General features: G+C 44.2%; 13 protein-coding genes. 11 read left to right on the top strand and 2 right to left on the bottom strand.

Translation table 11 applies throughout. The features are described from left to right. Positions 1 to 31: 31 nt before the first annotated feature. Positions 32 to 1,165 carry a sugar diacid recognition domain-containing protein gene (locus MHI46_RS09335; RefSeq protein ID WP_039179144.1) on the bottom strand — a complete coding sequence of 378 codons (1,134 nt, stop codon included), beginning with the start codon at positions 1,163 to 1,165 and terminating at the stop codon, positions 32 to 34. Between the two features lie 125 nt (positions 1,166 to 1,290). Between MHI46_RS09335 and MHI46_RS09330 the strand changes: the two genes are divergently transcribed. Then, on the top strand, positions 1,291 to 1,869 hold the full coding sequence (locus tag MHI46_RS09330) for a hypothetical protein (RefSeq protein WP_039179141.1): 579 nt from the start codon (positions 1,291 to 1,293) through the stop codon (positions 1,867 to 1,869). Positions 1,870 to 1,884: 15 nt separating this feature from the next. Here MHI46_RS09330 and MHI46_RS09325 read toward each other — a convergent pair whose 3' ends face one another. After that, positions 1,885 to 2,649 (bottom strand): DeoR/GlpR family DNA-binding transcription regulator, encoded by a 765-nt coding sequence (locus tag MHI46_RS09325; RefSeq protein WP_039179138.1) that lies wholly within the window; start codon positions 2,647 to 2,649, stop codon positions 1,885 to 1,887. Between the two features lie 149 nt (positions 2,650 to 2,798). Between MHI46_RS09325 and MHI46_RS09320 the strand changes: the two genes are divergently transcribed. The 10 genes from MHI46_RS09320 (at position 2,799) to MHI46_RS09275 (ending at position 14,914) form a co-directional block, all read left to right on the top strand. After that, a complete protein-coding gene (locus MHI46_RS09320; RefSeq protein WP_039179137.1) occupies positions 2,799 to 3,605 on the top strand; it encodes a tyrosine-protein phosphatase in 807 nt (268 codons plus the stop codon). Positions 3,606 to 3,629: 24 nt separating this feature from the next. Continuing rightward, positions 3,630 to 5,171 (top strand): family 10 glycosylhydrolase, encoded by a 1,542-nt coding sequence (locus tag MHI46_RS09315; RefSeq protein WP_039179134.1) that lies wholly within the window; start codon positions 3,630 to 3,632, stop codon positions 5,169 to 5,171. 144 nt (positions 5,172 to 5,315) lie between these two features. Then, complete coding sequence (locus MHI46_RS09310) at positions 5,316 to 6,458, top strand: acyl-CoA dehydrogenase family protein (protein ID WP_064498554.1); 1,143 nt, start codon at positions 5,316 to 5,318, stop codon at positions 6,456 to 6,458. A 45-nt stretch (positions 6,459 to 6,503) separates the two neighbouring features. Then, complete coding sequence (locus MHI46_RS09305) at positions 6,504 to 8,138, top strand: AMP-binding protein (RefSeq protein WP_342503233.1); 1,635 nt, start codon at positions 6,504 to 6,506, stop codon at positions 8,136 to 8,138. An 8-nt stretch (positions 8,139 to 8,146) separates the two neighbouring features. After that, entirely contained in the window at positions 8,147 to 9,496 is a 1,350-nt protein-coding gene (locus MHI46_RS09300; RefSeq protein ID WP_251180822.1) for an acetyl-CoA carboxylase biotin carboxylase subunit, read from the top strand. Then, a complete protein-coding gene (locus tag MHI46_RS09295) occupies positions 9,493 to 9,708 on the top strand; it encodes an acetyl-CoA carboxylase biotin carboxyl carrier protein subunit (RefSeq protein ID WP_039179120.1) in 216 nt (71 codons plus the stop codon). The genes MHI46_RS09300 and MHI46_RS09295 overlap by 4 nt, the downstream gene beginning before the upstream one ends. A gap of 11 nt (positions 9,709 to 9,719) precedes the next feature. Beyond that, positions 9,720 to 10,628 carry a hydroxymethylglutaryl-CoA lyase gene (locus tag MHI46_RS09290; protein WP_251180821.1) on the top strand — a complete coding sequence of 303 codons (909 nt, stop codon included), beginning with the start codon at positions 9,720 to 9,722 and terminating at the stop codon, positions 10,626 to 10,628. Positions 10,629 to 10,640: 12 nt separating this feature from the next. Next, positions 10,641 to 11,423 (top strand): enoyl-CoA hydratase, encoded by a 783-nt coding sequence (locus MHI46_RS09285; protein ID WP_251180820.1) that lies wholly within the window; start codon positions 10,641 to 10,643, stop codon positions 11,421 to 11,423. Positions 11,424 to 11,441: 18 nt separating this feature from the next. Further along, complete coding sequence (locus tag MHI46_RS09280; RefSeq protein WP_251180819.1) at positions 11,442 to 12,965, top strand: acyl-CoA carboxylase subunit beta; 1,524 nt, start codon at positions 11,442 to 11,444, stop codon at positions 12,963 to 12,965. Positions 12,966 to 12,979: 14 nt separating this feature from the next. Then, complete coding sequence (locus tag MHI46_RS09275; protein WP_342503232.1) at positions 12,980 to 14,914, top strand: AMP-binding protein; 1,935 nt, start codon at positions 12,980 to 12,982, stop codon at positions 14,912 to 14,914. Positions 14,915 to 14,940: the final 26 nt, after the last annotated feature.

Here is a 14,940-nt window from a genome sequence, read left to right as displayed (position 1 = left end):
AAAAAGAATCGCCTCATGCCTATGGACGATTCTACAAAATATCGGGCTGTTCGCTTCGTTTTTTTGGATCATGATCTAAAAGCATGAAGGCTAAATAAAAAAGCATTGCATCTTGCATGCGCTTTGGATCAAGTGTCGTTAAATCTTGGATTCGTTTTAGCCTGTAATGTAGTGTATTGATATGAACATGCATTGCTTCTGCGGTATATTTTAATGAGCAATCTGATGTCATGAGTACCCGCAATGTTTTCACTAATTCAGGATAGGGGAGAAGAGGGGCGATCGTTCGATCAAGAAACACTTCCTTTGTTTCCTGACTCACTTCCTCCATAAAAAGTTCAAGCGTTAAATCTTCATCAAATACAATCGGCGTATCAGCATGTGCCATTTTTAATGCACGAAAGGCTTGTTGAAAGGATTGCTTCATCAAATGAGCAGCTGCTGGTTTTCCCGCCCCAATCAAAACCCCTGGCGTACTCTGCGCCGTAAGGGAGGCATGGATGTGAAATAGGCGCTGCTGCAGTGTTTTACGATCATCTGCTGTTGTTTGCAGCATAAGCAAAAAGCGGGCATGCCCCCAGCGGACGATGATCTCCTGACTAGTGAGATTCAGCGCTTCCTTTAATTCTTTGTATTGATTTTGTTTCATAAACGATTCATCCTGACAATCGATCAGGACAACCGCACGCTCCTTGTTGATATCAAGCTGAAGCCGCGATGCTTTTTCAGCGAGATCAATCGCTGTCTCTGGCAGATGGAGCCAGTCGAATACAAACGCTTCGAGCTGACGTTCATCCGTTTCGGTTTCTTGAAAAAATTCATGTTCATGAATGAGCAGCTCGGTCATTTTTCTTAATATTTCGCCAAAAGGAGACACATGTACAGGATCTCCTGTCATCCCAATGACTCCGATGACCTCCTGCTTAAAATAAATAGGCAGATTGATGCCAGCTTTGACGCCTTTCATGTGGTGCTGGTCATCCTTTGTGAGAATTCGTTTCTGTCCTTCAAAAGATGTCAGATAAGCTCCTTCATGAAATTGTCCAATGCGCGCTGGATCTGTTGCTGCAATGATGGTGCCGTTCGTTTGTGCGATGATGATCTCCTCAGTCAGCACCTTTTTCACTTCGTCTACGATCTTTTCTGCCAGTGTCATTGTGAGCAAAATGTACCCCTCCGAGATGTTTCTTTTGACACTATCATACCATCATATGCTAGGACATATCTTTCTTTTCCTGAGTTATGCTAAAATAATAAACGCACATGAAGGAGAAGAAAGGAGACATAGCCATGTCACTGCAAAATCGCTTACAAGATTTACTGAAAGAAGGACAAGCGCTGACAGACTTCGAATATGATGAAGCGGCGAGCCGCAATTGGCCTTTAGAAGGGGCGAGAATAAAAGAAGAAGCGCGCTTTGGCGATGTATATATAGAGCGTGTAGACAAGGAATCTGAGGACATGATTCAAACAGAAGACGCCTCATTTCTAAACACGCCGCTTACATATGTGAAAAAACATCAAAAAGAATTTATTTATATCGAATCAAAGTGGTTTGATGTCGTGAAAGTTGATGGCTTGGCCATTGAATGGGACGAAGTGTTTCAAACGTATACCGTGTTATTCGGTTTCAAACGTCCTAAGAAAGACACGAATATTTTAAAGGACTTGCTATCGCCATTAAATGGTGCTCAGCTTCAATTTAATGGACAAGATGGCTTATTTGATGTGAATTTACAGCTTCTTGAGCTTGAGGACATCCACGAAGATATGGCTTTCATTGACGTTATCTCGGCTGTGTACCGATTTTTATTCCGTATGGTCATGCAGCTTGAAATCAATGAATCAAAAAACGGCTCAAATTCCTGAGCCGTTTTTTTTGATCTATTCATTTGATGAAGGCGTGACAAACCGCACATCATGCTCTTTTCCATATTGAAGATAATGTTCATTTGGCTCCTGATTGGTCACGACGACATCAATTTCGTGCAAATCACAAAACGTGGTCAAGGCGTAATGATCGAATTTGCTATCATCCACTAATAAAAACGTTTTGGCACTTTTTTGAACGAGCGTCTTTTTAATATCGGTTTCAAGCGGGGACGAATTCGTGACGCCGTGATCAATGGATAAACCAGTTGACGCGATAAAGGCTTTATTCACATTGTAAGCTTTTAAGCGCTCTACACTTTGATAGCCTACGAAAGAATTTGTTTTCCTTTCAAGCATCCCGCCAGTAGAAAAGATGGTGAGATTTTCATAAGGCATCGCTTGTGTAATGAAATCCACATTATTGGTCACAATGGTCACCTGTTTCTCTGTCAAATAGGGGAGCATCTCAAGCGTTGTCGTACCAGAATCAATAAAAATCATATCCCCGTTTTCCACAAAAGCAGCAGCCGTCTGACCGATCAATTGCTTTTTACTGAGCTGACGGATCTTTCGCTCTTTATACACCACTAACGTTGAGTGGTTCACAGCCACTCCGCCATACACTTTTTTGAGCACGCCAGACTCGACCAATGCCTGTACATCTCGGCGTATCGTGTTTTTTGAGACACCAAAATGCGCCACAAGCTCATCAAGTGAAGCAGATTCCCGGTCAAACACATACTCTTTAATTTGCTGAATCCGTTTTGTTTTTATCATGCTTCATATCTCCAATCAATCCGAATGTCCTTTTTCCATTATACCAATAAATTCTCTTACATGGATTAGGTCAATTGATTCTCTTTTCTCCTTTGATATAAAAGCGTATGATAGAAAAAAGAACGAAACCAGAAAGGACTTTCACTTCTATGAATCAATCAAACAACCCATTTTCAAAGCTTGCGAATTTTAGAGAAGTAGGGGGACTTCAAACAACAGAGGGGATGGTGATCAAAGAGGGAATGATTTATCGATCCGCAGACTTATCTCGATTGACGAAACAAGACATCGAGATATTCTCAACACTCGGGATTCAAACTGTTTGCGACCTCCGTACAACCTCAGAACGTAAATCACATCCACCAAAGATCAAGGAACACGACAAAATCGTCCATATTCCGATGCAGCCTGACAGTAAGATGCCGAGTAAATGGACCATGTTTCGTATGCTGGTAACAGAAGGGAAGTCTCTCTCATTTACACCGATCATGAAAGATTTATATCAAAGCATGCTCACCGAGCGTAAAGAAGAGATTCGGCAGCTGTTCACACTGCTTTCAGATCAAAGCCATTATCCGCTGATGCTTCACTGCACGAGTGGCAAGGACCGTACAGGTTTTTTATCTGCCCTGATTCAGTTAACAGCAGGTGTACCGCTGACTGTCGTTTTAAGTGAATACATGCGGTCCAATGAAGGCGTGCAAATGCTTGTCAGAAGGCAGGAACGATTTGTCCGATGGATGAGTTTATACCGGGTATCAAAAGAACAAATTCAGCCGCTTGTCGGTGTGCAGCAAGATTATCTTGAAGATGTGCTGCACGAAATGCTGGAGACATACGGGAGTGCAGAGCGGTATTTAATTGAAGCCTGCAAAGTCCCTGAAGCTCAGCTCAATCAAATGAAAAACATTCTGCTTACACCATCTGCTGGCATTCCATCACAAAAAGCGGAATAAACTGAATATGAGGTGATGCAAAACATGCTGAAAAAGATCAGTATGACAGTTCTAACACTGATGTTAATGTTTGTATTCTTATTGATTCCTTCTAGCAGTCTAGCAGCTCGTCCAGTGCCAAAAGGGAAGCTTGAGAGCACAAGAGAAATGCGCGCGGTATGGATTGCATCGGTTTATAACTTAGATTGGCCCTCAAAGAAGGGGCTGCCCGTAGCAGAGCAGAAAAAAGAGTTCATTCGTTTGTTAGACGAGATCAAAGCGATGAATATGAATGCCGTCATTATGCAAATTAAACCAACAGCAGATGCTTTTTATCCTTCAGCATACGGGCCGTGGTCAGAGTATTTGACTGGAACGCAAGGGAAAGATCCTGGGTATGATCCGCTTGAGTTTATGATAGAAGAAGCTCATAAACGCGGCCTTGAATTTCATGCTTGGTTTAATCCTTACCGAATCACGATGAATCATACTGATCTCAGCCGTTTATCAGCTGATCACCCTGCAAGACAACATCCTGAATGGACCATTGCCTACGGTAATCAGCTATATTACAACCCTGGCATCCCTGAGGCTCAGGACTTCATTGCCCTCGGCATAGAAGAGGTTGTGAAAAACTACGATATTGATGCAGTGCATATGGATGATTATTTTTACCCAAATAAAATAGCCGGTGTGCCGTTTCCAGATCAAGAAACATATGAAACATATGGAAAAAAAGCTTTTACACATATAGAAGATTGGCGAAGAGATAATGTGAATCAGCTGGTGAAACAGATCAATGACACCATTAAGAAAGAAAAGCCGTATGTGAAATTTGGTATTAGTCCATTCGGGGTATGGCGCAACATAAAAGATGACCCGACTGGTTCAAACACCACTGCAGGAATGACCAACTACGATGATTTGTATGCTGATACAAGAGAGTGGATTCAGCAGCACGATATTGATTATGTCACTCCGCAAATTTACTGGAGCATCGGTTTTCAAGCTGCCGCTTATGACGTGCTGACGAAATGGTGGTCAAATGAGGTGAAAGGGGAGCCGGTTCACCTGTATATTGGTCAGGCGGCATATAAAATTAATCAAAACAGTGATCCTGCTTGGTCTGACCCGGAAGAATATTTTAGGCAGATTGAGCTGAACAGGCAGTCACAGCTCGTGCAGGGAAGCATGCATTTCAGCTTAAAGGATCTCAATCGCAACCCTTTGAATGTAAAGGATCGATTGATAGAAGAGTCATACCGCAAACCAGCTCTCATTCCAGAAATGCCTTGGCTTCATCAGAAAGCGCCTAAAAAACCAATCATTCAATCTGTGAAAAAGACAGCGGATGGTGCGGCTTTGCAAATCAAAAATGATCCACATTCTACCGTATCCTATTATGCAGTCTATCGATTGACAAATAAAGGAACATATGAATTGGTGCAAACAGTTAGAAAAGAAAAAGGCGCCATCACAACGATTAAAGACCTACCAATCAATCAAAAGACGATTGATACTTATAAGATTACGGCTCTTAATCGTCTTCATCACGAAAGCAAGCCTTCTACAAAAATAGTAAAATAACGAAAAAAGCATGAATGAGGATTTTCTTCGTTCATGCTTTTTTTCTATTATTCTTGTTTTAATTTTCTGAATTCAATCAAGCTTGGCATGAAGCAGCTGCTTGATTAATAAATATGATAGAAAAGAGACAAAGGGGGAAGCAAGATGGATTTTGAATTAACGAAAGAACAACAAATGATCCGCCAGATGGTCAAAGATTTTGCCAAAGCAGAAATTGCACCACACGCTCAAACGATTGATGAACAGGCCGTATTCCCAGCCAAAACGTTTCAAAAAATGGGGGAGCTCGGCTTTATGGGCATCCCCTTTCCAGAGAAATACGGAGGCTCAGGAGGAGATACGATATCGTATGCACTCGCTGTAGAAGAAATAGGAAAACAGTGTGCCAGTACAGGTCTTAGCTATGCCGCAGCCGTATCCTTAGGCGCAAGCCCGCTTTATTACTTCGGTACAGAGGACCAAAAGATGGACCACCTTGTCCCGCTGGCTTCTGGGACAGCACTTGGTTCCTTCGGTTTAACAGAACCAAACGCAGGATCAGATGCAAAAGGGACGAAAACAAAAGCAGTCAAAGACGGACAAGAATATGTCATCAACGGGGAGAAGTGCTGGATCACAAACGCCAATTTTGCCAGAACCATTATTGTCACCGCTGTCACGGATCATGATGAACACGGCCGCCCGATCATCTCCGCCTTCATTGTGGAGAAAGGGCAAAAAGGGCTGTCCATTACAAATCCATATGACAAAATGGGCGTGCGTGGGTCAGATACAGCAGAAATCATTTTAGACGGTGTACGTGTACCAGCCCAGAATATTTTAGGAGACCCAGCGAAAGGCTTTAAGCAATTTTTATATACATTAGACGGAGGACGTATTTCAATTGCTGCGTTATCAGTTGGCATTGCACAAGCTGCACTCGATGCTTCGCTCTCGCATGCAAAGGAAAGAAAGCAATTTGGGCAAACCCTTTCTTCCTTCCAAGCCATTCAGTTTAAGCTGGCAGATATGGCGATGCAAATAGAACTCGCGAGACAAATGGTTTGGAAAGCCGCTTGGCTGAAAGATCACGGCAAGCCGTTTACAAAAGAAGCTGCTTATGCCAAACTTTTCGCTTCTGAAATGGCGACAAAAGCAAGCCTTGATGCTGTCCAAATTCACGGAGGAACAGGCTATATGAAAGAATGTGGTGTAGAACGGCTAGTGAGAGATGCAAAGCTCATGGAAATTGGAGAAGGGACCTCTGAAATTCAGCGTCTAGTCATCGCAAGACAACTGTTAGCGTAATCCGATAATGAAAACGCTTACTATCAATGGAGGAGGAAAGCCATCATGTCGATTCATCCACAGACAATCGGCTCCCTTTTAAAAGAGAAAAGGGAGCAGCATCCAGCACATGAAGCCATTGTGTATCCAGAACGTTCATTACGTTATTCATATGAAGCGTTTTATCGAGAAGTCAAGGAAACAGGGAAAGGTCTTATGGCATTAGGGGTTCAAAAAGGGGATCATATCGCCATCATGGCGCCCAATGTACCTGAATGGCTCATGCTGCAATTTGCCTGCGCGTCGATCGGAGCCGTTCTTGTCACCGTAAATACGAATTTTCAAGCACAGGAACTCGCCTATTTACTCAAGCATTCTGATAGCTGCATGCTGTTTATCGTGGACGGCTTTAAAGAGACATCCTATGTCAAAATGCTGGAAGAACTCATACCAGAGCTTCAAAATGCTCATCAAGGCGAGATCACCTCCTCATCTTTTCCTTATTTAAAAAGTGTCGTCTATATTGGCGAGCACACGCCAAAAGGCATGCACAGCTGGAACAGTATTCAAGCTGCTGCTAAAAGAACTGAGGATCACGAGTGGGAGAAACGAATGGATGAGCTTGCGCCAGATGACGTCATTAATATGCAATATACTTCAGGCACAACCGGCTATCCAAAAGGAGTCATGCTCAGCCATACAAACATCGTCTGCAATGCCAGCCAAATCGCAGATTGTATGAAGCTCACCCAAAAGGATCGAATGTGTATCCCCGTTCCTTTCTTTCATTGCTTTGGATCCGTTCTTGGCGTGCTTGCTTGCCTCACAAAAGGAGGAACGATTATTCCGGTTGAATCCTTCCACCCAAAGCGAGTCCTTCAAACCGTGGAAAAAGAGAAGTGCACCGTACTTCACGGCGTCCCGACAATGTTCATTGCAGAGCTTGACCATCCGAATTTTCACCAATACGATCTGTCCACATTACGAACGGGCATTATGGCAGGATCTCTTTGCCCATCCCATGTGATGAAAGCCGTCATTGAACAAATGGGACTGAAGGAGCTCACGATTGCCTACGGACAGACTGAAAGCTCTCCTGTCATTACCCAAACAAGAACGGATGATTCATTTGAAAGACGGGTTCAAACCGTCGGCCGGGCGCTTCCTCACATCGAAGTGAAAATCACCGTTCCAGGCACGCCGGAGGAAGTACCAAGAGGAGAACAAGGCGAGCTGTGTACAAGAGGCTATCATGTGATGAAAGGCTACTATAAAAATGAAGAAGCCACAAATGAAGTGATTGATGAGGACGGCTGGCTTCATACGGGAGATTTAGCAGAGATGGATGAGGACGGCTATGTGAAAATCACAGGACGGCTGAAAGATATGATCATTAGAGGCGGGGAGAATGTATACCCAAAAGAGATTGAGGACGTTCTTTATACTCATCCGGACATTCTTGATGCACAGGTTGTTGGTATACCTGACGAGACGTATGGAGAAGAAGCCGCCGCATTCCTTCGGCTTAAGCAAGGCAGAACGGTGACGATTGAGACACTCACCAGCTATTGTCAGTCGCAAATGGCGCGCTACAAAATTCCTAAATATTTTTTCATCACTGACGAGTATCCGATGACCGCATCAGGGAAGATTCAAAAATTTCGTCTGAAAAAACAGGCGCTTGATCTAATAAAGGAGTGAAGGCAGCGATGTTTCAAAAAGTACTGATTGCCAATCGAGGCGAAATTGCTAGGCGAATTATTCGAACATGTAAAAGGCTCGGGATCCACACCGTTGCCGTTTATTCAGAAGCAGATCAGCATGCCCTTCATGTGCAAGAAGCAGACAGCGCCTATCTGATTGGAGGCGCGAAAGTATCTGAAAGCTATTTAAACATGGAAGCCATCATTAGGGTAGCCAAGCAGACAAATACAGATGCTATTCACCCAGGATATGGCCTCTTATCAGAAAATGCGGCCTTTGCAGAACGCTGTCGCAGCGAAGGTATTGCCTTTATTGGGCCATCCGCACAAGTCATTCAGCGAATGGGGAATAAAATTGAAGCAAGAAAAACGATGGCTCAAGCAGGGATCCCCATTGTACCAGGCGTTTCAGCTCCGCTGCATGATGCAGAAGAAGGAGTGAGTCAAGCGCAGTCACTCGGTTATCCGATCATGCTCAAGGCATCAAGCGGGGGCGGAGGAATTGGTATGCAGCTCGTGCAAAATGACGATGAGCTGTACAGGGTTTTTGAAGGGAATCAAAAAAGAGCACAAAGCTTTTTCAACGATGGGACGCTGTATATGGAAAAGGTCATTGAAAACGCGCGGCACATTGAAATTCAAGTTCTCTTTGATTCCTTCGGCCATGGGGTTCACTTATTTGAGCGCGACTGTTCACTCCAAAGAAGACATCAAAAAATCATTGAAGAAGCACCAGCCGCCTGTCTCGATGAACCGGTGAGACGTCAGATGGGGGAGATGGCCGTCAAAGCAGCCAAAGCAATTGGGTATGAAAATGCAGGGACAATTGAATGCTTAGTCGATCAGCATCAACAATTTTATTTCCTAGAAATGAACACAAGATTACAAGTAGAGCACCCTGTCACAGAAGAAATTACAGGTATTGACCTTGTTGAGGAGCAGCTGAAAATCGCTGCATGTGAGCCGCTTTCCTTTAATCAGGAGGATATTCATCAAATCGGGCATGCCATCGAGGTTAGAATTTATGCGGAAGATCCCGTCACCTTTTATCCTTCACCAGGAACGATCACTCAGTTTTCTACGCCTGAAGCTCCGTATATCCGTCATGAGTCAAGTGTGACAAAGGGAAGCATTATAACCCCTTTTTACGATCCAATGATTGCGAAAATGATCGTTTACGGTGATACACGAAAACTTGCAATAGAACGATTAAAAGGGGCATTACAAGCATATGAAATAGAAGGGATCAAAACCAACTTACCGCTTTTAAGGGAAATGGCCGGATCTTCTGCTTTCTTACAAGGCAGCATCACAACCGATTTTCTCATGAAAAAAAGGGAGGAAAACCGTTCATGAAAACTGTCACGATTCAAATGGCCGGAAACTTGTGGAAGCTTCTTGTGAAACAAGGCGATGAAGTGCAAAAAGGACAGGAGGTTGCCATCTTAGAATCAATGAAAATGGAAATTCCGATCGTTGCTGAAGAGGCCGGGATCATCCGCAAAGTGCATAAGGCAGAGGGAGAGTTTGTGGATGAAGGAGAGGTTCTTTTAGAACTGACAGAATAGGAGGGAGCCAGATGGCGTTACCAAAGAGTGTCCTTATCAGGGAGGTCGGCCCGCGGGACGGACTGCAAAATGAATCAGTCTGGCTGGACACAAGCGAGAAGCGAACGTGGATAGATCTGCTCACAGCAGCCCAGCTCCCTTATATTGAAGTCACATCATTTGTTCATCCTAAATGGGTTCCAGCCTTAAAAGATGCCAAAGAACTCACCCAATCCTTAAACCAAAAAGACGACATCACCTATGCAGCACTCATTCCCAATGAAAAAGGCTTAGCTCATTTTTTTGAAGCCAATCTTGACACAGGCGCTATGTTTATCTCTTCGAGTGAAACACATAACAAGAAAAATATGAATCAATCCATCCACGAAACACTTCCTGTCATCAAACAAATGACAGCTGATTTAAAAGCAGCAGGAAAAAGGACACGCGCGTATATTTCCACCGTGTTTGGCTGCCCGTATGAAAAACAAGTGCCAATGGATCAAGTCCTGCGGTTAACGGATATTTTGCTTTCTTATGGCATTGATGAAATATCTCTCGGTGACACCATCGGTGAAGCCCATCCGCTACAAGTAGAAAGGCGCTTAGACATTTTACTTGAACGTTTTCCTGCTGATAAAATCGCTCTCCATTTTCATGATACGAAGGGGATGGCTCTTGCCAATATTTATACGGCATTAAAAGCCGGAATCACGATATTTGACTCCTCCAGCGGGGGGCTTGGCGGATGTCCCTATGCACCTGGCTCCAGCGGAAATGTGGCGACAGAAGATGTGGTGCATATGCTTCAAAAACTAGGAATTGAGACAAATATTCACCTTCCTGCATTAATTCAAGCGGCAGAATGGATTGAAGCAAAAGTAGATCGAACCCTGCCTAGTCACTGTTTACGCGCTTTTCACTCTCAGACTACTTCATAAAGGATGAATAACATGACATCATTGGTCCATTTTTCAATACAAGATGAACAGATCGGCATCATGACCTTAAACAGGCCAGAACAAGCGAATTCCCTATCCTCTACAATGCTCGAGGAGATCAATCAACTCATTCAAGAAATCAAACACGATGAAAGCATCCGCTGTCTGCTCATTACAGGAGCCGGTTCAAAAGTCTTTTGCGCTGGAGCAGATTTAAAAGAACGACGATTGATGACAGAAGCAGAAGCAAGAGGAGCTGTTCGTTCAATTCAGCAAACCTTTATGGAGATTGAATCCATTCCTGTACCTGTCATTGCAGTGATGAACGGACACGCACTTGGTGGAGGACTTGAGCTCGCGCTCGCTTGTGATCTCCGCATTGCACAAGCCGGAGCCAGACTCGGCCTGCCCGAAACAGGACTAGCTATCATACCAGGAGCCGGAGGGACGCAGCGGCTTCCGCGCCTCATTGGACTCGGTAAAGCAAAAGAACTTATTTTCACAGGCGCATCATTACAAGCAGAAGAAGCCATTCAAATCGGGCTGATTGAGCATATTTCTGTAGCAGATTCTCTTATGAACGATGCTACCTCTCTTGCAAAACAAATCATCAAAAATGGTCCGCTTGCCTTAAAAGAAGCGAAGCAAGCGATTCATTCAAGCCTTGATCACGATTTGCATACAGGTCTAACGAAGGAATACGAAGCCTATCTACGGCTCATTGATACAGAAGATCGAACGGAAGGTCTTCAAGCCTTCCAAGAAAAACGCACGCCTCAATACAGAGGCAGGTAGCAAGAAAGGGGAATGGGTATGATTGAAGATTATGAACTCAAAAAACAGCAGATTCTGAAAGGCGGGGCCGAGCGATACCATCAAAAAAACAAAGAAAAAGGAAAATTGTTCGTCCGTGACCGCCTTCAGTTGTTATTGGATGAGGATTCTTTCATTGAGGATGCCATGTTTGCCGAGTGTCAAGATGCACATTTACCAGCAGATGGTGTAGTCACAGGGACGGGGCGGATGAATGGGCAGACGGTTTGCGTCATGGCAAATGATTCTACCGTCAAAGCAGGATCATGGGGCGTCAAAACGGTAGAAAAAATCATTAGAATCCAAGAAACAGCCGAAAAACTCAACTGTCCGATGCTGTATTTAGTCGACTCTGCAGGTGCTAGAATCACCGATCAAATCGCCATGTTTCCAGGCAGAAGAGGTGCAGGCCGCATTTTTTATAACCAGGTAAAGCTGTCTGGACGTATTCCGCAAATTTGTTTACTGTTTGGTCCTTCTGCAGCCGGAGGTGCTTACATTCCTGCTTTTTGTGACATCGTCGTCATGGTCGAAGGGAATGCCTCAATGTATTTAGGCTCACCGCGAATGGCCGAAATGGTGATTGGAGAGAAAGTATCACTTGAAGAAATGGGCGGGGCGAAAATGCATTGCAGCATTTCTGGATGCGGCGATATTTTAGCAAAAACAGAAGAAGAAGCCATTCAAATCGCTCGCACCTATTTAACTTACATGCCTGCCAATTATACAGAAAAACCAAAACGAACAGCCGCAAAAGCACCTAAACCATCAGAGATTACCATTCAAGATCTCATCCCTAAAGGGCAGAATACCCCTTTTGATATGTATCAGCTTATTGATTTACTCATTGATGAAGGATCATTTTTTGAAATCAAAAAGCTATTTGCCGCAGAGCTGATCACAGGATTTGGCCGTATGAATGGTCAGCCTGTTGGTCTTATTGCCAACCAGCCTAGGGTAAAAGGCGGCGTATTATTCCATGACTCGGCTGACAAAGCCGCCAAGTTTATTCAGCTATGTGACGCCTTTCATATTCCACTCCTTTTTCTTGCGGATATACCGGGGTTTATGATCGGAACAAAAGTGGAACAAGCAGGCATTATTAGGCATGGGGCGAAAATGATCTCCGCCATGTCAGAGGCAACCGTTCCGAAAATATCCGTCATTGTTCGTAAAGCATATGGTGCAGGTTTATATGCAATGGCAGGACCAGCCTTTGAACCGGACTGCTGTCTCGCACTTCCATCAGCACAAATTGCTGTCATGGGGCCAGAAGCCGCTGTAAATGCTGTCTATGCGAATAAAATTGCTGAACTGCCTGTAGAAGAGAGGGCGGCATTTATACAAGAGAAACGCAAGGAATACCAGGAAGATATGAATATATATGAGCTTGCCTCAGAAATGATTGTCGATGGTGTCATCCCATTTGACCATTTGCGAGATGAGCTTTGTCATAGATTACAAGCCTATACCTCAAAAGAGATGACATTTACAAGACGAAAACACCCGGTTTATCCGGTCTAAAGGGGGGCGGCCTCATGATGAACCAAAAAACAGCGTGGATTCCCGAAGAGCAGATGATGAAACAAACACGTCTTTACAAATGGATGCATTCACTTGGTTTTTCTACTTACGATGCGTTCTATCAAGCTAGTATCGAGCGTACCGATTGGTTTTGGAGAGAAGCTGAAAAGGCGGTCGGCACCGTGTGGAAGGAGCCGTATGAAGCCGTTTTAGGCCAAGATTCATTCATGTGGCCCAATTGGTTTAAAGGCGGCCGGCTCAACGTGGTCGAAACGGCTGTTGACAAATGGGCAGAAGATGAAGAAACCCAGCATCAACCAGCCGTGATTTGGAGAAATGAAGCGGGAGAAGAAAGAAGATGGACGTTTCTCGAACTTCAGGAAAAGGTCAATCGTCTCGCTGCTGGTTTTTTGAAGAAGGGAATTCAAAAAGGGGATGTGGCGGTCATTTATATGCCGATGCTTCCGGAAACGGCTGCCGTCATGCTTGCCTTTGCAAAGATTGGGGTCATCTTTAGCCCAGTTTTTTCTGGCTATGGAAGCGAGCCTCTTGCCGTACGTATTCGTGCATCGGGGGCAAGCATTGTCGTCACAGGCTCAACCGTGACGCGCCGGGGAAAAACGATCAACATGCGGGAATGTGCGGCAGAAGCAATCGACAAAACCAAGACCGTCAAAACAGTTATTGTACACGCTTCCTCTCATACTGGATATAAAGAGGATATGAAGCTAAACGATTTGTTAAAAGAAGAACCACTAAGTGAAACGACTTATCTTTCAAATGAAGATCCTCTTATGATCTTATACACGTCTGGAACAACCGGTACACCTAAAGGGGCTGTCCATACACACGCAGGTTTTCCTGTAAAAGCAGCTTTTGATGCTGGTCTTTGTATGGACGTTGCAAAAGGAGACCGCTTGTTTTGGCTCACAGACATGGGATGGATGATGGGGCCATTTCTCGTCTTTGGCGGCTTGATCAATGGAGCTGCAATTGTTTTATATGACGGCGCCCCCGATTATCCAGATGAACAGCACCTTTGGTCATTCATCCACGAGCAAAAAGTCACCCATTTTGGACTTTCACCTACTTTTGTTCGATCTGCAATGCAGCAAAACCTTGCAGACATTGAGCTACCGCATGTCAAAGCCATCATTTCTACAGGTGAACCGTGGAATGAAGCACCATGGCAATGGCTTTTTGACACAATTGGTCAAAAGCACATTCCGATCTTAAATTACTCAGGGGGAACAGAGGTTTCTGGCGGTATTGTAGGAAGTACGCTGCTTCGTCCAATCAAACCGATCCTTTTTAATGCGGCAATCTTAGGAATGGCGGCAGATGTGTTTAATGAGGCAGGAGAGAGCGTGATGAATGAGGTAGGGGAGCTTGTTGTGAAAAAGCCATGGGTCGGTATGACATGTGGATTTTGGAAAGATCCAGAGCGATATGAAGACACATATTTCAAACGATTTAATGGGGTGTGGACACACGGTGATTGGGTGATGCAATCAGAGGATGGCGCCTTCCATATCACGGGCAGATCGGATGATGTCATTAATACAGCAGGAAAACGTGTCGGTCCAGCTGAAATTGAATCCATTCTTGTCGGGCATCCAGCCGTACATGAGGCTGCTGTGATTGGAGTCAAGGATGAGGTGAAGGGAGAAGCACTTGTTTGTTTCGTCGTAGCCAGATTACAGTCTTTCGAAGAAGCAGCACTCATTTCAGAGCTTAAAACTCATGTTGGTTCATATGCGGGGAAAGCGCTCACTCCAAAGGAAATTCATCTCATTTCAGCTTTACCGAAAACAAGAAACGGAAAAATCGTCCGGCGTTTATTAAAAGGCGCGTATGAGCAGCAGCCTTCACCAGATCTATCTTCTTTAGATAATCCGAATGTGTACAAATGCATTTGCGAATACTTGAAAAGGAAACAAAGTATATAAAAAAAGACAGGAGAGATCCCTGTCTT

The sequence above is a fragment of the Bacillus sp. FSL K6-1000 genome, assembly GCF_038630785.1.
GTDB classification, from domain to species: domain Bacteria; phylum Bacillota; class Bacilli; order Bacillales; family Bacillaceae; genus Bacillus; species Bacillus safensis.
This window is presented reverse-complemented; position numbering and strand designations above follow the sequence as displayed.